Origin of the sequence: Sphingomonas metalli, assembly GCF_014641735.1 — a bacterium.
Classification (GTDB): Bacteria; Pseudomonadota; Alphaproteobacteria; order Sphingomonadales; family Sphingomonadaceae; genus Sphingomonas; species Sphingomonas metalli.
In genome coordinates this window covers 447620-464844 of sequence record NZ_BMIH01000003.1, presented here as the reverse complement: position 1 = coordinate 464844, position 17225 = coordinate 447620, and the positions used below count along the sequence as shown (strand labels likewise).

The window sequence follows — 17225 nt, the reverse complement described above, 5'->3', positions numbered from 1 at the left end:
CGTTGGCCATTGTATCCACTGACGCCCAGTACGTCAGGTGGGGACCATGTACGTCAGACCAGGATCTGCGCAGGGACAGCCCCCATGGATGATGAATAGCCTCAGGGATAAAAAAGGCTCGCACCGGGCAGTACCCGCCGCCGACAGACTTAGGGCGCGGGCGGCGCTTGCTCAAGGGTCTCCGCCAGCTTTTCGAGCCGGTCCGCCAGCCGCTCCAGCGCCGCCTCGCCGATCGCGGCGCCGACCGGCGGGCGCGACTCGGCTTCCTCCAGCGCGTCGGCGAGCATCAGCGCGACGAACAGCATCGCCCGTTCGGGCTGGCCCGCCGCGGCGCGATCGGCAGCGCTCCAGCGCTGGTCGAGCATCCGGCCGAGCAATTGCACCCGCGCCTCCTCGCCGGGCCGGCAGGCAATCGTGTGCGGGCGCCCGCCGACCTGGATGGTCACCGTCGCCATCAGCGGCTTCCCGTCCGCGCGATCACTTCGTCGAGCGCCGCCACCGCCTCGGCCATCCGCGTCTTCAGCGTGGCGTGGCGGCGTGCCAGCGACTCGGCCTCGGCCGCGCGGGCCAAGACCGCGCGCTCGATTCGCGCGATCGCGCGTTCGATCCGCTCAACGGCAGGAGGAGTCTCGCTCATTTTGCCCCGGATAGGCACGACGCCTGCGGGCGGCAAGGCGTTTCCGGGCGGTTGACAGGATGGCATCGCCCCCCGCAAGAGCCGCCGCAACCCGGCTTTGCCCTTGAAGGGCGCGCCATTCTCGGGAGACCCAGCGATGACGGTGAAGGTTGCAATCAACGGTTTCGGTCGGATCGGCCGCCTGGTCGCCCGGGCGATGCTGGAGCGGGGCGGCGATGCGCTGGAACTGGTCGCGATCAACGACCTGGCCGATGCCAAGTCGAACGCCTGGCTGTTCAGCCGCGACAGCGTCCATGGCCGCTGGCCCGGCACGGTGACGGCCGAGGGCAGCGATCTGGTCGTCGACGGCAAGCGCATCCGCGTCACCGCGGAGCGCGATCCGGCCAATCTGCCGCATGCCGAACTGGGCGTCGATCTGGTGCTCGAATGCACCGGCTTCTTCACCGATCGCGCCTCGTGCCAGAAGCATCTCGACGCCGGCGCCAAGAAGGTGCTGATCTCCGCGCCGGGCAAGAATGTCGACCTGACCGTCGTCTATGGCGTCAACCACGACAAGATTGAGGCCGGGCACACAATCATCTCCAACGCCTCGTGCACCACCAATTGCCTGGCGCCCGTCGCCAAGGTGCTGAACGACGCGATCGGGATCGAGCGCGGCCTGATGACCACCGTCCACGCCTATACCAACGACCAGAAGATCCTCGACCAGATCCATCCGGACCTGCGCCGCGCCCGCGCGGCGGCGATGTCGATCATCCCCACCACCACCGGCGCGGCCCGCGCGGTGGGCGAGGTTCTGCCCGAGCTGAAGGGCAAGCTGGACGGGTCGGCCGTGCGCGTGCCGGTGCCGGACGGCAGCCTGATCGACCTGACCTTCACCCCCAAGCGCGACACGACCCGTGACGAGGTGAACCAGATCCTGAAGGCCGCTACCGAGAGCGGCCCGCTCAAGGGCGTCCTTGAATATTCGGAGGATCCGCTGGTCTCGATCGACATCCAGCACACGCCGGCCTCCTCCACGGTCGACAGCCTGGAGACGGCGGTGCTCGACGGCAAGCTGGTCCGCGTCGTCAGCTGGTACGACAATGAGTGGGGCTTCTCGAACCGCATGGTCGATACCGCGACCGCGATCGCGAAGTTCCTCTAGGGCGGCGAGCGGCACGGTGACGGGATCGACCGAAGGCGATCGCCCGCGGGACTCCCGTTCCGTTGCAGCGCCGTCGCGTGCAGCCGGTACGCTGGCGGGTATCGCCCGCCACGGCATCCCCAAGGGTCCCATGGAGACCGTCGAGACGGTGACGGTGTCGGTCGACGGGGGAATACAGGGCGATTTCCGCGGCGCCGTGAAGCCCGGCGGCCGCGGTCGCCGTCAGGTGACGTTGATCGAGCGGATCGACTGGGAGGCCGCGATGGCCGAGGTCGGGCGCAACATCGCCTGGCAGGAGCGGCGCGCCAACCTGCTGGTCGAGGGGCTCGACCTGCCCCAGGCGGACGGTGTGCGCCTGCGGATCGGTGCGACGGTGCTGATCGAGGTGACCCGCGAGTGCAATCCCTGCGAACGCATGGAGGCGCTCGCCCCCGGCCTGCGCGCGGCGCTGACACCCGATTGGCGCGGCGGTGCATGCGCGCGCGTTCTGCAGGGCGGCACCATCGCCGTCGGCGACCCCATCATCATCGAGGATCGAGCATGACCGCTTACAAGACGCTGGACGACATGGGCGACATCCACGGCAAGCGCGTGCTGGTCCGCGAGGACCTGAACGTGCCGATGCAGGACGGCGCGGTGACCGACGACACGCGCCTGCGCGCCACCGTGCCGACCGTCGGCGAGCTGGCCGACCGGGGCGCGATCGTGCTGGTCCTCGCCCATTACGGCCGTCCCAAGGGGCAGCCCCATCCCGACATGTCGCTGGCGATGGTGACCAAGCCCTATGAGCATGTGCTCGGCCGGCCGGTGCGCTACATCGACTGGGAAGGCGCGGAGGCGGCGATCGCCACCTTGCAGCCCGGCGACATCGCCGTGCTGGAGAATACCCGCTTCTTCGGCGGCGAGGAGAAGAATGCGCCCGAGGTGGTGGAGCGCTTCGCCGCGCTGGGCGACCTCTATGTCAACGACGCCTTCTCCGCCGCGCACCGCGCCCATGCCTCGACCGAAGGGCTGGCACATGCGCTGCCCGCCTTTGCCGGCCGCGCTATGGAGGCGGAACTCGGCGCGCTGGAAAAGGCACTCGGAAATCCGGAGCATCCGGTCGCGGCGGTGGTCGGCGGGGCGAAGGTCTCGACCAAGCTCGACGTTCTCCAGCATTTGGTGGCGAAGGTCGATCACCTGATCATCGGCGGCGGCATGGCCAACACCTTCCTTGCCGCGCGCGGGGTCGATGTCGGCAAGTCACTGTGCGAGCACGACCTGAAGGGGACGGCAGAGGCGATCCTCGACGCGGCCGATGCGGCGGGCTGCACCGTGCATCTTCCCTATGACGTGGTCGTCGCGAAGGAGTTCCGGGCTGATCCGCCCACCCGCACCGTCAATGTCCATGAAGTCGCGGCCGACGAGATGATCCTCGATGTCGGTCCCGCCGCGGTCGAGTCGCTGGGCGATGCGCTGAAGAACTGCCGCACGCTGGTGTGGAACGGTCCGCTCGGCGCGTTCGAGATGACGCCCTTCGACACCGCGACGGTCGCGCTCGCCCGCATCGCGGCGGCGCTGACCAAGGACGGCAGCCTCGTGTCGGTCGCGGGCGGCGGCGATACGGTCGCGGCGCTCAATCATGCGGGCGTGGCGGGCGACTTCACCTTCGTCTCGACCGCCGGCGGCGCGTTTCTCGAGTGGATGGAAGGGCGCGAACTGCCCGGGGTCGCCGCGCTGGCCCGCTGATCCGCCAGCCGGTCGTCATCCCGCATCCTCGTTGAGGAGCGGGATGATGATCCGGTTGATATCGTCGATGTCGAAGGCGCCCGCCTTGGTGTGGCGCACGACACCCCTGCGGTCGATGACGTAGTTGGTGGGCACGGCCTCCACCATCGTCGAGAAACCCTTGACCCGCCGCACGGACGGTATGGCCATCGCCTGGAACAGCGGCTTGAGCTTGCTGGCCGGCACCGAATCCTCGGTAGTGATCGCGAAAACACGCAGGCCGTGCGGCTGAAGCCGGCGGTAGATGCCGTCGAGCAGGGGCAGCTCCTTGCGGCAGGGCACGCACCAGGTCGCCCAGAAGTTCAGGATCACGACCTGGCCCTTCAAATCGGCCAGGCGAACCTTCTCGCCCTCGATCAGCGTCAGCTCCGCATCGGGCGCGGGCTTGTCGAGCTTCAGGCTGCCGCTGTGCACCGGCGCGGCGAACATCATCGCCACTGCCATTCCCCGTCCCAGTCTGCGCATCATTATCGTCCCCCGATAGCAAGGCTGCGCCTCGCCGCGGCCATGGTCAAGCCGATGCCCGCGGAGCCGCGACGCGGATCCGACACTCAGCCGGCAAGTCCCGGCGATGCCCCGCAAATGGACAGGCGAAGCGATCCGCCTCTTGAGTTGGCCGAACACTGCTGCTACTTTGTTTAACACGTTTAACGGAGGTTGGTTTGCTCGGCGTCAGGCTCGATTCGGAACTGGAGGAGCGGCTGGCGGCGGTCGCGCGCACCCAGGGCCGGAGCAAGAGCGACATCGCGCGCGAGGCGGTGCGCCGCTATGTCGACCTCTACGACGAAGCCTATCGGCGCGAGGCTCGCCGCCAGTCGGTCCGCGCCTCGCGACGCGAGGTCGCTGCGGACTATGCTTTCTGGGAGACCATCGAGCGGGAGGACGCGGCGTGGAAATAGCGCAGGGCGCGATCGTGCTCGTCACCTCGCCCGACGGCACCGGCGCGCCGCGGCCGGCGGTCGTCGTCCAGGCCGACCTTTTCAACGCCGCTCATGGCACGATCACGCTCTGCCCCCTGACCACCGTGGTGGGCGGAGAGGCGCTGTTCCGCGTCGCCATCTCGCCGCAGGAGCATACCGGCCTGCCGGTCGAGTGCGAGGTGCAGGTCGACCGCATCACGTCGGTCCGCCGCGAGCGCATCATCGACGTGATCGGTCACGCCTCTGCAACCCGCATGGAGCAGGTCGATCAGGCGCTGCGCCGCTGGCTGGCCCTTTGACCCGAATCTTTCTCTGGAGACGATCATGACCCCGACCGTGAAGGCGATCCTCGACAAATATGAAGGCACCAGCCCGGCGGTGAAGGCGAATCTCGCCCGCATCCTGATGCAGGGTCGCCTGGGCGGCACCGGCAAGCTCGTGATCCTGCCGGTCGACCAGGGATTCGAGCACGGCCCGGCGCGCAGCTTCGCGATCAACCCGCCGGCCTACGACCCCCATTACCACTATCAGCTCGCGATCGATGCCGGCCTGTCCGCCTATGCCGCGCCGCTGGGGATGCTGGAGGCGGGGGCCGACAGCTTCGCCGGGCAGATCCCGACGATCCTCAAGGTGAACAGTTCGAACAGCTGGGCCACCTCGATCGCGCAGGCGCAGACGGGCAGTGTCGAGGATGCGCTGCGCCTCGGCTGCGCCGCGATCGGCTTCACCATCTATCCCGGTTCGGACGGCATCTTCGACGCGATGGAGCAGATCCGCGCGCTGCGCGAGGAAGCGGCGGCGGCCGGTCTCGCCACGGTGATCTGGAGCTACCCGCGCGGCGGCAACCTGTCCAAGGACGGCGAGCTGGCGCTCGATGTCGGCGCCTATGCCGCGCACATGGCGGCGCTGCTCGGCGCGCACATCATCAAGGTGAAGCTGCCGACGGCGCATGTCGAGCAGAAGGACGCGCAAAAGGCCTATGAGGGCACCGACTGGTCGGCACAGGCCGATCGGGTCAAGCACGTCGTCCAGGCGAGCTTCGCCGGCCGCCGCATCGTCGTCTTCTCGGGCGGCGCCACCAAGGGGTCGGACGCGGTCTATCAGGACGCGCGCGACATTCTGGCGGGCGGCGGCAACGGCTCGATCATCGGTCGCAACACCTTCCAGCGCCCGCGCGACGAGGCGCTCGCGATGCTCGACAGGATCGTCGCGATCTACAAGGGCGAGGCCTGACCGGCGCCGCTGCGGCCGGTTGTGCAAGGCCGGCCGCAGCGGTTAGGGGAAGGCGATGATCGACGACATCGACCCGCTCGGCCCCCTCGACCCTGATTTCGCCGCCGCCTTCGAGCGCGACGTGCGCCGGCCGCCCTGCCAGCTCTATCTAATCTCGCCGCTCGACGTCGGCGGGACTTTCCCGGAGCGGCTGGCCCGCGCGCTCGACGCCGGGCCGGTCGCGGCGTTCCAGTTCCGGGTCAAGCAGGTTGACAAGCATGAGGCGGCGCGGCTTGCCGAGCCGCTCCAGCGGCTCTGCGCCGATCGCGAGGTCGCCTTCATCGTCAATGATTCGGTTTCGCTCGCCAAGCGGATCGGTGCGGACGGCGTCCATCTCGGCCAGGAGGATGGCGACCCGCGCGAGGCGCGCTCGCTGCTCGGTCCGTCGGTACAGATCGGCGTCACCTGCCACGACAGCCGCCACCTCGCGATGGACGCGGGCGAGGCGGGTGCCGATTATGTCGCCTTCGGCAGTTTCTACCCGACGACGACCAAGGAAGTGCGGCACCATCCCGAGCCGGTGATCCTGTCCTGGTGGTCCGCCCTGTTCGAGCTGCCCTGCGTCGCCATCGGCGGCATCACCCCCGCCAATGCGCGGCCGCTGGTGGAGGCGGGCGCGGACTTTCTCGCCGTGTCGGGCGCGGTCTGGAACGGTGACGAGGCGGCGGCCGTCGAGGCGTTTGCCGCGCTGCTGGAGCGCTGATGGCAAGGGAGAAAAGCCGGAAGCCGTTCGTTCGATCCGACAGCGTAACAGTTCGGATGAGGGATGCCATGCTCCGCCTTCTTGCTTTCGCCGCCGCCGGAGTCGCCGTTGCCGGCAGCGCCCAGACGCCGGCACCCTCGCAGCCGCAGATCGATCGCAACCTGATCAAGCTGCAGGTCGTGCTCGATCGCCTGGGCTTCTCGCCGGGCGTGATCGACGGGCGTCGCGGCATGTCGCTGACCGCGGCGATCAAGGGCTTCCAGACGGCGCGCGACCTGCCGGTCACCGGCGAGCCCGACGCGGCGACGATGCAGGCGCTGCGGCCCTATTGGGGAACCGAGGGGACGAAGGTCCTGACGCTCAACGAACGCGTGCTCGCCGGACCCTATGTCAATCCGATTCCCAAGGACGAGGATCAGCAGGCTAGGCTCCCCGGCCTCTTCTATCGCAGCCCGCTCGAGAAGTTGGCGGAGATGTTCCATACCACGCCGCAGGTGCTCGTCGCCCTCAACAGCCCGCAAACCTATCTGCGGCCCGGCACCAAGGTCGAGTTCCCGAACGTATTGCCGACGAGCCGCTCCTATGATCCCAAGCTGGAGGAGGGCTGGCGCGCCACGCTCAACATGCTGAACGTGGATGCCGTCCAGCCTCAGGCGGCGAAGATCGTCGTCGACAAATCCGACAAGGTGCTGCGCGCCTATGACGAGGGCGGCAGGCTCGTGGCGCAGTTCCAGGTCACGACCGGGTCGGAGCACGACCCGCTGCCACTCGGCACGTGGAAGGTGAACGGCAGCGACTATAATCCCAAATTCCACTTCAATCCCGACCTGTTCTGGGATGCGAAGAAGGATGCGGACAAGGCGATGCTGCCGCCCGGGCCGAACGGACCGGTCGGCGTGGTGTGGATCGACATCTCCAAGCCGCACTACGGGATCCACGGTACGCCCGAGCCGGCGCTGATCGGCCGGACCGAGAGCCACGGCTGCGTCCGGCTGGCCAATTGGAACGCCGCGCGGCTGGCGATGATGGTCAAGCCGGGTACGCCGGTCATCTTCCAAGCGTGACGCGATGAGCCGGGTCGGCTGGGTGGTGCTGGGCCTGATCCTTGCGGTCGGCACTGTCTTCGCGATGATGACGAGTTTCGGTGGCGGCCACGGGACGCCGCGGCTTCGCAGCACGCTGCTCGCGTCGCGATCGGCGGAGAGCGCGCCTCCACCGACCGGCATGCTGGCCGTCCCGGTCGCCGGCGTCGCACGGACAGCGGTGGCCGACAATTACGGCGATCCGCGCGACGGCGGCGCGCGCAGCCACCATGGCATCGACATCATGGCGGCCGGCGGTACCCCCGTTGTCGCGGCGGCATCAGGCCGGGTCGAGAAGCTCTTCGAGAGCCATGCGGGCGGCACCACCATCTATGTCCGCTCGCCCGACGGCCGCTGGAGCTATTATTACGCCCATCTCGCCGGCTATGCGCCCGGCCTCCACGAAGGCCAGCAGGTGAGGGCGGGGGAGACGATCGGCCGGGTCGGCGACAGCGGCAATGCGGGAGCCGGAAATTACCATCTCCATTTCGGCCTGTCGCGCATGGCGGACGACGACGGGTGGGAGGGCGGCCGGCCGGTCAATCCCTACCCGCTGCTTGCCGGAAGCGCGCCGCGCCGCTAGATCGCCTCCGCATCGGAGCCGCGCTGCGGCTCCACGGCTCTTTCCTACAGGGTTATCCCATGAAGATCAGCGGCGTGGACATCCGTCCCGGCAACATCATCGAGTATGAAGGCGGCATCTGGCGCGCCGTGAAGATCCAGCACACCCAGCCCGGCAAGGGCGGCGCCTATATGCAGGTGGAGCTGAAGAACCTGCGCGACGGCCGCAAGAACAACGTCCGCTTCCGTTCGGCCGAGACGGTGGAGCGCGTGCGCCTCGACACCAAGGACTTCCAGTTCCTGTTCGCCGAGGGCGACGGCCTCGTCTTCATGGACAAGGACACCTATGACCAGGTGACCCTGCCCCGCGATCTTCTCGGCGATGCCGCCGCCTTCCTGCAGGACGGCATGGACGTGGTGATGGAGCTGTACGACGAGGAGGCGATCAGCGTGCAGCTGCCCGACACGATCGAGGCGACCATCGTCGAGGCCGATGCCGTGGTGAAGGGGCAGACCGCTTCCTCGAGCTACAAGCCCGCGGTGCTCGACAACGGCGTGCGTGTGATGGTGCCGCCGCATATCGCCAGCGGCACGCGGATCGTCGTCGACGTCTACGAACAGACCTACGTCCGCCGCGCAGATTGACCTTCAACCCTCTCCCTCCGGGAGAGGGTGGCCGAGCAAAGCGAGGTCGGGTGAGGGCAGTTGCCCGTCCCGTCCTCACCCTCCCACCGCCTGACGGCGGCGGGCCCCTCCCTCTCCTCACAGGAGAGGGGTTATGGAAAGCATCATGCCCTCCCATTCCGGTCTCTTCACCGTCATCGAACGCGCCGCCCGCAAGGCGGGGCCGCGGCTGCGGCGGGACTTCAACGAGGTCCAGAACCTCCAGGTCAGCCGCAAGGGGCCTGCGGACTTCGTGTCGATCGCCGACAAGCGCGCCGAGCAGACGCTGTTCGAGGAGCTGCGCAAGGCCCGGCCGGACTGGGGCTTTCTGATGGAGGAGGGCGGCGAGGTCGCGGGCGACCCGAGCAAGCCACGTTTCATCATCGATCCGCTCGACGGCACCAGCAACTTCCTTCACGGCATTCCGCACTTCGCCATCTCGATCGCGGTCGAGGAGCCGCTGCCCTCGGGCAAGCGCGAGATCACCACCGCCCTCGTCTACCAGCCGATGACCGACGAGAGCTTCTGGGCGGAGAAGGGGCGGGGGGCCTGGCTGCAGGACGGGCGGCTGCGCGTCTCGTCGCGGCGCGACCTGTCGGAGGCGCTGATCGCCACCGGCATCCCCTTCCTCGGCCATGGCGATTTCGTCGAGTGGAGCCGCATCTTCGGTGCGGTCGCGCCCCAGGTCGCCGGCATCCGCCGCTTCGGCTCGGCGGCACTCGATCTGGCCTGGGTCGCGGCGGGTCGCTTTGACGGCTTCTGGGAATCGGGGCTGAAGCCGTGGGATGCCGCGGCCGGCGTGCTACTGGTCAAGGAGGCGGGCGGCTTCGTCACCGATTACCGGGGCGCCGACCGCGCGCTGGAGCGCGCCGAATACCTGGCGGCCAATGACGGGCTCCACTCCAAGCTGCACAAGCTGGTGGCCGGCGCGCTGCGCTGATCGCGCCCGTGTCGGCGCCTCGAAAAAACCGAGGCTGATGAGTGGTATAGCGGCGCACGCGTGCCCATATCCCGAAGGGGAGGGCATCGCGCGTCAGGCGCCTTTGAAGGCGCTGGATAACACCGGCTAATTGCGAGTTATTCTCACAGCCCGCAAACCTTGCCGGGTCAGCCGCGCGGGCCTAAAGCGTCCCCCATCCGTTCGCACCTGCGAGAGAGACCTTGGTAGACCTGTCGCAATATCTGCCGATCCTGCTGTTCCTGGGCGTGGCCATCGTCCTGTCCTCGGCCTTCGTCTTCCTGCCGATGGCGGTGGGCCGGCTGACCGGCTCCCACAAGCCCAACGAGCAGAAGCTGGCCGAATATGAGTGCGGTTTCCCCGCCTTCGAGGATCCGCGCAGCCAGTATGACGTGCGCTTCTACCTGGTGGCGATCCTGTTCATCGTCTTCGATCTTGAGGCGGCGTTCATCTACCCCTGGGCGGTCAGCGTGTTCTCGCTCGGCTGGACGGCGTGGATCGGGATGATGATCTTTATCGGCGAGCTGGCGCTTGGCCTCGTCTATGCGTGGAAGAAGGGAGCGTTGGATTGGGAGTAGAGCTTCACTCCGGTCCGGTCGAACTGGCTCGCTCGGCGGGCGCCGCCTCGGTGGTGCCGCCCGATCAGGGCTTTTTCGACAGCCTCAACGGCGAACTGACCGATAAGGGTTTCCTCGTCACCTCGACCGAGGAACTGTTCCAGTGGGCGCGCACCGGCTCGCTCTGGTGGATGACCTTCGGCCTCGCATGCTGCGCGGTGGAGATGATCCACGTCAACATGCCGCGCTACGACCTCGAACGGTTCGGCGCCGCGCCGCGCGCGTCGCCGCGCCAGTCGGACGTGATGATCGTCGCCGGTACGCTGTGCAACAAGATGGCCCCGGCGCTGCGCCGCGTCTACGACCAGATGTCGGAGCCGAAATACGTCATCTCGATGGGAAGCTGCGCCAATGGCGGCGGCTACTATCATTACAGCTATTCGGTGGTGCGCGGCTGCGACCGGATCGTGCCGGTCGACATCTACGTGCCCGGCTGTCCGCCGACCGCCGAGGCGCTGCTGTACGGGATCATGCAGTTGCAGCGGAAGATCCGCCGCTCCGGGAGCATCGAACGCTAATGCTGGCACCTGCGCCCGCCTGGGCCACGAACCTCAACGACGCGACCGTCGACGCGGCGCGTGCCGCGATCGGCTCCGCGCTGATCGACGCGCAGATCCGCGTCGGCGAGGTCCAGCTCTACGTCCATCGCGACGGCATCGTCGCGGCGCTCACCGCGCTGCGCGACACGCCGGGGCTTGAATATCAGCAGCTGATGGAGATCGCCGGCGTCGACTATCCGGCGCAGGCCGAGCGGTTCGACGTCGTCTACAATCTCCTGTCGCTGACCCGGAACCACCGCATCCAGGTCCATGTCGCGACCGACGAGGATCATCCGATCCCGTCCGTCACCGATATCTGGCCGGTCGCCGGCTGGCTCGAGCGTGAGGTGTTCGACCTCTACGGCGTCATCTTCGAGGGCAATCGCGACCTGCGCCGCATCCTGACGGACTATGGCTTTCGCGGCCATCCGCTCCGCAAGGACTTCCCGATGACCGGCTATACCGAGCTTCGCTATTCCGAGGAGGAGAAGCGGGTCGTCACCCAGCCGGTCAGCCTGGCCCAGGACTTCCGCACCTTCGACTTCATGAGCCCCTGGGAAGGCGCCGAATACGCGCTGCCAGGCGACGAGAAGGCGGCCCCCGGCGCGGCCCTGCCGCAGGAGAAGGGCGCGCAGACCCCGCTCTCTGCCGATACGATCCAGAAGGCGGGCACGAGCGAGGCCGGCAAGACGCCACCGAAGGCGTCGAGCGAGCCCTATGCCAAGACGACCGCCGACAGCACCGCGGATACCGGCAAGGGCAAGGCGGAGACCGACGCAACGCCCAAGCCGGCTGATCCCGACGTGATTCCCTCGAAGCAGGCAGGGCAGAACCAGTGAGCGCTCACGACGACGCCCCGACGATGGCGCCCGCCACCACCGCCATGGACCCTCATGTTGAGGAGGTGCTGGGTATCGAAACGCCGGCGCACCCGACCGAGGGTGACGTGACCATCCAGAACTACACGATCAACTTCGGGCCTCAGCATCCCGCGGCGCATGGCGTGCTGCGCCTCGTCATGGAGCTCGACGGCGAGGTCGTGGAGCGGATTGACCCGCATGTCGGCCTGCTGCATCGCGGCACCGAGAAGCTGATCGAGTACAAGACCTATATCCAGGCGCTGCCCTATTTCGATCGGCTCGATTACTGTTCGCCCATGTGCATGGAGCATAGCTGGGTGCTGGCGGTCGAGAAGCTGCTGGACCTGGAGGTGCCGATCCGCGCGCAATATCTGCGCGTGTTCTTCGCCGAGCTGACCCGCATCTGCAATCACATGCTCAACCTCGGCAGCCATGTGATGGACGTCGGCGCGATGACGCCGAACCTGTGGCTGTTCGAGATCCGCGAGGATTGCATGAACTTCCTCGAGCGGGCCTCGGGGGCGCGGATGCACCACAATTACATGCGGCCGGGCGGCGTCCATCAGGACGTGCCGCTCAAGCTGCTGACCGACATCGCCGACTGGCTCGACACCCGCCTGCCGCGCTTGTTCGAGGATGCGATCAGCCTCGTCGCCGACAACCGCATCTTCAAACAGCGCAACGTCGATATCGCGATCGTCAGCCGCGAGGATGCGATCGCCTGGGGCTTCTCCGGGCCGATGATCCGCGCCGCGGGCATCCCCTGGGACCTGCGCAAGCAGCAGCCCTATGATGTCTATGCGAAGATGGACTTCGAGGTGCCGGTCGGCACCCGCGGTGACTGCTACGACCGGTTCATGGTGCGTGTGGAGGAGGTCCGCCAATCGGCGCGGATCATGAAGCAGTGCCTGGCCGAGATGCCGGAAGGCCCGATCGCGTCGGACGACCGCAAGGTGGTGCCGCCCAAGCGCGCCGAGATGAAGCGTTCGATGGAAGCGCTGATCCACCACTTCAAGCTCTATACCGAGGGTTTCCACGTCCCCGCCGGCGAGGTCTATGTCGCGACCGAAAGCCCCAAGGGCGAATTCGGCGTCTATCTGGTCTCGGACGGCACCAACAAGCCCTATCGCTGCAAGATCCGCCCGACCGCCTTCTCGCACCTCCAGGCGATGGACTTCATGAGCCGCGGGCACATGCTCGCGGATACGACCGCGATCCTGGGCGCGATGGATATCGTGTTCGGGGAGTGCGACCGGTGACTCAGGACACCCGCAACTCGCTACACGCTGCACTGGCGGTAACTGCAATAGTGGTGCTGTTTGCCACGTCCTTGCGGCTGGATTGGCTTTCCGGTGTACCGGATTGGGTGCCGCAGGTCGGTGGCCTGCTCAGTATTGCAAACTTGATTTGGCTCAGCTGGCAAATGTGGACCAAGCGCGACCGCGATACGCAAGAGGTCAAGAATGGCTGACGCCGTACAGATCCCCGACGAGGCCGAGGTCCGCGCGCGCTGGGGCGCGTTCGCCTGGACCGAGGCGAACGAGCGCAAGGCGAAGGAAGTGCTCGGCCGCTATCCCGCCGGGCGCGAACAGTCGGGCTCGATCCCGTTGCTCGATCTCGCCCAGCGCCAGGTCGGCGAGGAGACGCATACACAGGGCTGGCTGCCCGTGCCGGTGATCGAGTTCGTCGCCCGCTATATCGGCGTGCCCTATATGCGCGTGTACGAGGTCGCGACCTTCTACACGATGTTCAACCTGGCGCCGGTCGGCCGCTATCACGTGCAGGTCTGCGGCACGACGCCGTGCATGCTGCGCGGGTCGGACGATGTGTTCGCGGCGTGCAAGAACAAGGGGCTGATCAAGGGCAAGACCACGCCCGACGGCCTGTTCACGCTGACCGAGGTCGAGTGCATGGGCAATTGCGCCTCGGCTCCGATGGTCCAGATCAACGACGATAATTTCGAGGATCTCGACTACGACCGGACGATCGCGATCCTCGACGCGCTCGAGCGGGGCGAGACGCCCAAGCCCGGCACGCAGGAGCCCGGCCGCCACACGGTCGAGCCGGTCGGCGGGCCGACCACGCTGACCGCGATGGTGAGCGAGAATCACGATTATCGCGGCGAATGGGGCTCGGCCCCGGCCGTGGAGGGGGCGGGCGCATGAGCCTTTCCGACAAGGACCGCATCTTCACCAACGTCTACGGCTACCAGTCTTGGCGGCTCGATGCGGCGCGGGTGCGCGGCGACTGGGACAATACCAAGGCGCTGCTGGACCTCGGCCAGGACAAGATCATCGACGTCATCAAGGCGTCGGGCCTGCGCGGCCGCGGCGGGGCGGGCTTCCCGACCGGCATGAAGTGGAGCTTCATGCCCAAGGCGCCGTCGCCCGAGCGGCCGAGCTTCCTCGTCATCAACGCCGACGAGTCCGAGCCCGGCTCGTGCAAGGACCGCGAGATCATCCGCCATGATCCGCACAAGCTGATCGAAGGCGCGCTGGTCGCCGGCTTCGCGATGCGCGCACGCGCCGCCTATATCTACATCCGCGGCGAATATATCCGCGAGGCGGAGACGCTGTTCGCCGCCGTGGCCGAGGCCTATGAGGCCGGGCTGGTCGGCAAGAACGCCTGCGGCTCGGGCTATGACTTCGACGTCTTCGTCCATCGCGGCGCCGGCGCCTATATCTGCGGCGAAGAGACCGCGATGCTCGAGAGCCTGGAGGGCAAGAAGGGCCAGCCGCGCCTCAAGCCGCCCTTCCCGGCCGGGGCGGGCCTCTATGGCTGCCCGACCACCGTCAACAATGTCGAGAGCATCGCGGTCGCGCCGACGATCCTGCGGCGTGGCGCGGAATGGTTCTCCAGCTTCGGCGCGGAGAACAATCGCGGCACCAAGCTCTTCCAGATCAGCGGCCATGTGAACAAGCCGTGCGTGGTCGAGGAGGCGATGAGCATCCCCTTCCGCGAGCTGATCGAGAAGCATTGCGGCGGCATCCGTGGCGGTTGGGACAATCTGCTCGCGGTGATCCCCGGCGGCTCCTCGGTGCCGCTCGTCCCGGCGTCGCAGATCATCGACGCGCCGATGGATTTCGACGGGCTCAAGGCGGTGGGCTCGGGCCTCGGCACCGCCGCGGTTATCGTGATGGACAAGTCGACCGACGTCGTCCGCGCGATCAGCCGCCTGTCCTATTTCTACAAGCACGAAAGCTGTGGCCAGTGCACGCCGTGCCGCGAGGGCACCGGCTGGATGTGGCGCGTGATGGAGCGTCTGCGCACCGGTGACGCCGAGATCGGCGAGATCGACATGCTCCAGCAGGTGACCAAGCAGGTCGAGGGCCATTCGATCTGCGCGCTGGGCGACGCGGCGGCCTGGCCGATCCAGGGCCTGATCCGCCATTTCCGCCCCGAGCTGGAGCGGCGCATTCGTGAACGTGGTGGCGATCTGGCGCCGATGCAGGAAGCAGCCGAGTAATGCCCAAGCTGAAGGTAGACGGGATCGAGGTCGAGGTGCCGCAGGGCGCCACGGTGCTCCAGGCATGCGAAGCCGCGGGCAAGGAGATCCCGCGCTTCTGCTATCACGAGCGGCTGTCGATCGCCGGCAACTGCCGCATGTGCCTCGTCGAGGTGAAGCCGGGGCCGCCAAAGCCCCAGGCCTCGTGCGCGCTGCCCGCGGCGGACAATCAGGAGGTGTTCACCACCTCGCCGATGGTGAAGCATGCCCGCGAGGGCATCATGGAATTCCTGCTGATCAACCATCCGCTCGACTGTCCGATCTGCGATCAGGGCGGCGAGTGCGACCTGCAGGACCAGTCGGTCGCCTATGGCCGCGGCGCGTCGCGCTTCGCCGAGAACAAGCGGGCGGTGACCGAGAAATATATGGGCCCGATCGTCAAGACGATCATGACCCGCTGCATCCAGTGCACTCGCTGCGTCCGCTTCGCCGAAGAGGTGGCGGGCGTGGAGGAGATCGGCGCGATCTATCGCGGCGAGAACATGCAGATCACCTCCTATCTCGAAGAGGCGGTGACGAGCGAACTGTCGGGCAATGTGGTCGATCTCTGCCCGGTCGGCGCGCTGACCAGCAAGCCCTATGCCTATGAGGCGCGGCCCTGGGAGCTGCGCAAGACGCTGACGATCGACGTCATGGACGCAGTCGGCACCAACATTCGCCTCGACAGTCGCGGCCGGCAGGTGCTGCGCTGCGTGCCACGGATCAACGAGGACGTGAACGAGGAATGGGCGTCGGACAAGACGCGCCACGCGATCGACGGCCTCGTCCGCCGGCGCCTCGATCGCCCGTTCGTACGCCGCGACGGCAAGCTGGTCCCGGCGAGCTGGGACGAGGCGTTTGCCGCCATCGCTTCGGTCGATCATGGCGGCAGCGTGGCGGCGGTCGCGGGCGATCTGCTCGACTGCGAGACCATGTATGCGGCCAAGGTGCTGCTGCGAAATCTCGGCTCGTCGCGGCTCGAAGGGCGGCAGACCGGCATGGACTATGACACGTCCAGCCTTGCCGCGGTCAATTTCAACACCACCATCGCCGGCACCGAACAGGCCGACGCGATCCTGCTGATCGGCACCAATCTGCGCTGGGAAGCGCCGCTGGTGAACACCCGCATCCGCAAGGCGATCAAGCGCGGCGCCAAGGTGTTCGCGATCGGCCCGGAGACCGAGCTGACCTACAAGGTCGAATGGCTGGGTGCCGATCTGTCGGTGCTGGGTGATCTGCCCGAGGCAGTGACCAAGGTGTTTGGCGACGCGAAGACGCCGATGGTCATCGTCGGCGGCGCGGCGATCAAGGGCGCACACGGTGCGGCGCTGAAGCTCGTCGACACGCTCGGCCTGGTCAAGGATGGCTGGAACGGCTTCAACGTCCTCCACATGGCGGCGGCCCGCATGGGCGGTTTGATGCTCGGCTATGCGCAGGCGGGCGGCATCGCCGATCTACACGACGCCCGGCTGGCCTTCTTCCTCGGCGCGGACGAGGTGGATTTCACCCGCTTCACCGGCTTCAAGGTCTATGTCGGCCATCATGGCGACAAGGGCGCGGCGGCAGCCGATGTCGTGCTGCCCGGCGCCAGCTATGCCGAGAAGGCGGGCATCTGGGTCAATCTGGAAGGCCGCGTCCAGCGCGGCGAGCGCGCCGTCTTCCCGCCGGGCGATGCCCGCGAGGACTGGTCGATCCTGCGCGCCCTGTCCGACGCGATGGGTGCGACGCTGCCCTTCGACAGCTTCGCCGGTCTGCGCGAGGCGATGTTCGCCGAGGTGCCGGCGCTGCGCGAGCAGGGTCTGGTCCGCTTCGACTGGACCCCGCCCGCCCTCGACGCGGCCGCCTCGGGCGTTCTCGAAGGCTATCCGATCAAGGACTTCTACCTGACCAACGCGATCTGCCGGGCCAGCCCGACGATGCAGCGTTGCTCGGCGGAGCTGGTCCATGGGCAGGACTTCGCGGAGGCGGCGGAGTGATGCCGACCATCGTCGTCCCGGCAGAGGCCGGGATCTCGT

The 17225-nt window shown here is 67.4% G+C and carries 22 protein-coding genes; 19 read left to right on the top strand and 3 right to left on the bottom strand.

Going from position 1 to position 17225, the window contains the following annotated elements; all coding sequences use genetic code 11:
• Window positions 1–149: 149 nt before the first annotated feature.
• Window positions 150–455: a cell division protein ZapA gene (locus tag IEX18_RS12485; protein WP_188659086.1), complete on the bottom strand. Its 306-nt coding sequence runs from the start codon at window positions 453–455 to the stop codon at window positions 150–152.
• The gene (locus IEX18_RS12480) at window positions 455–637 is read right to left on the bottom strand and encodes a hypothetical protein (RefSeq protein WP_188659085.1); all 183 of its coding nucleotides are present in this window, start codon (window positions 635–637) and stop codon (window positions 455–457) included. Before IEX18_RS12480 ends, IEX18_RS12485 begins: the two co-directional genes overlap by 1 nt.
• A gap of 136 nt (window positions 638–773) precedes the next feature.
• Here IEX18_RS12480 and gap point away from each other — a divergent pair, with 136 nt between their 5' ends.
• The 3 genes from gap to IEX18_RS12465 all read left to right on the top strand — a co-directional run bounded on the left by gap (window position 774) and on the right by IEX18_RS12465 (window position 3512).
• Complete coding sequence (gene gap / locus IEX18_RS12475) at window positions 774–1784, top strand: type I glyceraldehyde-3-phosphate dehydrogenase (RefSeq protein ID WP_188659084.1); 1011 nt, start codon at window positions 774–776, stop codon at window positions 1782–1784.
• A gap of 130 nt (window positions 1785–1914) precedes the next feature.
• Window positions 1915–2328 carry an MOSC domain-containing protein gene (locus IEX18_RS12470; RefSeq protein ID WP_188659083.1) on the top strand — a complete coding sequence of 138 codons (414 nt, stop codon included), beginning with the start codon at window positions 1915–1917 and terminating at the stop codon, window positions 2326–2328.
• The gene (locus IEX18_RS12465; RefSeq protein ID WP_188659082.1) at window positions 2325–3512 is read left to right on the top strand and encodes a phosphoglycerate kinase; all 1188 of its coding nucleotides are present in this window, start codon (window positions 2325–2327) and stop codon (window positions 3510–3512) included. The genes IEX18_RS12470 and IEX18_RS12465 overlap by 4 nt, the downstream gene beginning before the upstream one ends.
• Window positions 3513–3527: 15 nt before the next feature.
• On the opposite strand, the gene IEX18_RS12460 is transcribed toward IEX18_RS12465, so the two are convergent.
• Window positions 3528–4019, bottom strand: coding sequence for a TlpA disulfide reductase family protein (locus tag IEX18_RS12460; protein WP_373284557.1), 492 nt, complete (start codon window positions 4017–4019; stop codon window positions 3528–3530).
• 194 nt (window positions 4020–4213) lie between these two features.
• Here IEX18_RS12460 and IEX18_RS12455 point away from each other — a divergent pair, with 194 nt between their 5' ends.
• From IEX18_RS12455 to nuoG, 16 genes are all read left to right on the top strand, one after another.
• The gene (locus IEX18_RS12455) at window positions 4214–4450 is read left to right on the top strand and encodes a ribbon-helix-helix protein, CopG family (protein ID WP_188659081.1); all 237 of its coding nucleotides are present in this window, start codon (window positions 4214–4216) and stop codon (window positions 4448–4450) included.
• On the top strand, window positions 4441–4770 hold the full coding sequence (locus tag IEX18_RS12450) for a type II toxin-antitoxin system PemK/MazF family toxin (protein WP_229664548.1): 330 nt from the start codon (window positions 4441–4443) through the stop codon (window positions 4768–4770). Before IEX18_RS12455 ends, IEX18_RS12450 begins: the two co-directional genes overlap by 10 nt.
• A 25-nt stretch (window positions 4771–4795) precedes the next feature.
• Window positions 4796–5704 (top strand): class I fructose-bisphosphate aldolase, encoded by a 909-nt coding sequence (locus tag IEX18_RS12445; RefSeq protein ID WP_188659080.1) that lies wholly within the window; start codon window positions 4796–4798, stop codon window positions 5702–5704.
• A gap of 55 nt (window positions 5705–5759) precedes the next feature.
• Window positions 5760–6446 carry a thiamine phosphate synthase gene (gene thiE, locus IEX18_RS12440; RefSeq protein ID WP_188659079.1) on the top strand — a complete coding sequence of 229 codons (687 nt, stop codon included), beginning with the start codon at window positions 5760–5762 and terminating at the stop codon, window positions 6444–6446.
• A 68-nt stretch (window positions 6447–6514) separates the two neighbouring features.
• Window positions 6515–7510: a L,D-transpeptidase family protein gene (locus IEX18_RS12435; RefSeq protein WP_188659078.1), complete on the top strand. Its 996-nt coding sequence runs from the start codon at window positions 6515–6517 to the stop codon at window positions 7508–7510.
• A gap of 4 nt (window positions 7511–7514) precedes the next feature.
• A complete protein-coding gene (locus IEX18_RS12430; protein WP_188659077.1) occupies window positions 7515–8111 on the top strand; it encodes a M23 family metallopeptidase in 597 nt (198 codons plus the stop codon).
• A 59-nt stretch (window positions 8112–8170) separates the two neighbouring features.
• On the top strand, window positions 8171–8734 hold the full coding sequence (efp, locus tag IEX18_RS12425) for an elongation factor P (protein WP_188659076.1): 564 nt from the start codon (window positions 8171–8173) through the stop codon (window positions 8732–8734).
• A gap of 145 nt (window positions 8735–8879) precedes the next feature.
• Window positions 8880–9692, top strand: coding sequence for an inositol monophosphatase family protein (locus IEX18_RS12420; RefSeq protein ID WP_188659075.1), 813 nt, complete (start codon window positions 8880–8882; stop codon window positions 9690–9692).
• Window positions 9693–9913: 221 nt separating this feature from the next.
• A complete protein-coding gene (gene ndhC, locus IEX18_RS12415) occupies window positions 9914–10288 on the top strand; it encodes an NADH-quinone oxidoreductase subunit A (protein WP_188659074.1) in 375 nt (124 codons plus the stop codon).
• Window positions 10279–10845 (top strand): NuoB/complex I 20 kDa subunit family protein, encoded by a 567-nt coding sequence (locus IEX18_RS12410; RefSeq protein ID WP_373284556.1) that lies wholly within the window; start codon window positions 10279–10281, stop codon window positions 10843–10845. Before ndhC ends, IEX18_RS12410 begins: the two co-directional genes overlap by 10 nt.
• Window positions 10845–11705, top strand: a complete 861-nt coding sequence (locus IEX18_RS12405; RefSeq protein WP_188659073.1) for an NADH-quinone oxidoreductase subunit C — start codon at window positions 10845–10847, stop codon at window positions 11703–11705. The genes IEX18_RS12410 and IEX18_RS12405 overlap by 1 nt, the downstream gene beginning before the upstream one ends.
• Before the next feature lie 44 nt (window positions 11706–11749).
• Window positions 11750–12985 (top strand): NADH-quinone oxidoreductase subunit D, encoded by a 1236-nt coding sequence (locus IEX18_RS12400; protein ID WP_188659428.1) that lies wholly within the window; start codon window positions 11750–11752, stop codon window positions 12983–12985.
• Entirely contained in the window at window positions 12982–13197 is a 216-nt protein-coding gene (locus tag IEX18_RS12395) for a hypothetical protein (protein WP_188659072.1), read from the top strand. Before IEX18_RS12400 ends, IEX18_RS12395 begins: the two co-directional genes overlap by 4 nt.
• Window positions 13190–13891 (top strand): complex I 24 kDa subunit family protein, encoded by a 702-nt coding sequence (locus IEX18_RS12390; protein ID WP_188659071.1) that lies wholly within the window; start codon window positions 13190–13192, stop codon window positions 13889–13891. The genes IEX18_RS12395 and IEX18_RS12390 overlap by 8 nt, the downstream gene beginning before the upstream one ends.
• On the top strand, window positions 13888–15192 hold the full coding sequence (nuoF, locus tag IEX18_RS12385) for an NADH-quinone oxidoreductase subunit NuoF (protein WP_188659070.1): 1305 nt from the start codon (window positions 13888–13890) through the stop codon (window positions 15190–15192). The genes IEX18_RS12390 and nuoF overlap by 4 nt, the downstream gene beginning before the upstream one ends.
• Entirely contained in the window at window positions 15192–17186 is a 1995-nt protein-coding gene (gene nuoG, locus IEX18_RS12380; RefSeq protein ID WP_188659069.1) for an NADH-quinone oxidoreductase subunit NuoG, read from the top strand. Before nuoF ends, nuoG begins: the two co-directional genes overlap by 1 nt.
• The last annotated feature ends 39 nt before the right edge of the window (window positions 17187–17225 follow it).

Coding starts and splice junctions, on each gene's coding strand:
- IEX18_RS12485 (WP_188659086.1), bottom strand. CDS start 455: ATGGCGACGGTGACCATCCAGGTCGGCGGGCGCCCGCACACGATTGCC.
- IEX18_RS12480 (WP_188659085.1), bottom strand. CDS start 637: ATGAGCGAGACTCCTCCTGCCGTTGAGCGGATCGAACGCGCGATCGCG.
- gap (WP_188659084.1), top strand. CDS start 774: ATGACGGTGAAGGTTGCAATCAACGGTTTCGGTCGGATCGGCCGCCTG.
- IEX18_RS12470 (WP_188659083.1), top strand. CDS start 1,915: ATGGAGACCGTCGAGACGGTGACGGTGTCGGTCGACGGGGGAATACAG.
- IEX18_RS12465 (WP_188659082.1), top strand. CDS start 2,325: ATGACCGCTTACAAGACGCTGGACGACATGGGCGACATCCACGGCAAG.
- IEX18_RS12460 (WP_373284557.1), bottom strand. CDS start 4,019: ATGATGCGCAGACTGGGACGGGGAATGGCAGTGGCGATGATGTTCGCC.
- IEX18_RS12445 (WP_188659080.1), top strand. CDS start 4,796: ATGACCCCGACCGTGAAGGCGATCCTCGACAAATATGAAGGCACCAGC.
- thiE (WP_188659079.1), top strand. CDS start 5,760: ATGATCGACGACATCGACCCGCTCGGCCCCCTCGACCCTGATTTCGCC.
- IEX18_RS12435 (WP_188659078.1), top strand. CDS start 6,515: ATGCTCCGCCTTCTTGCTTTCGCCGCCGCCGGAGTCGCCGTTGCCGGC.
- IEX18_RS12430 (WP_188659077.1), top strand. CDS start 7,515: ATGAGCCGGGTCGGCTGGGTGGTGCTGGGCCTGATCCTTGCGGTCGGC.
- efp (WP_188659076.1), top strand. CDS start 8,171: ATGAAGATCAGCGGCGTGGACATCCGTCCCGGCAACATCATCGAGTAT.
- IEX18_RS12420 (WP_188659075.1), top strand. CDS start 8,880: ATGCCCTCCCATTCCGGTCTCTTCACCGTCATCGAACGCGCCGCCCGC.
- IEX18_RS12405 (WP_188659073.1), top strand. CDS start 10,845: ATGCTGGCACCTGCGCCCGCCTGGGCCACGAACCTCAACGACGCGACC.
- IEX18_RS12400 (WP_188659428.1), top strand. CDS start 11,750: ATGGACCCTCATGTTGAGGAGGTGCTGGGTATCGAAACGCCGGCGCAC.
- IEX18_RS12390 (WP_188659071.1), top strand. CDS start 13,190: ATGGCTGACGCCGTACAGATCCCCGACGAGGCCGAGGTCCGCGCGCGC.
- nuoF (WP_188659070.1), top strand. CDS start 13,888: ATGAGCCTTTCCGACAAGGACCGCATCTTCACCAACGTCTACGGCTAC.
- nuoG (WP_188659069.1), top strand. CDS start 15,192: ATGCCCAAGCTGAAGGTAGACGGGATCGAGGTCGAGGTGCCGCAGGGC.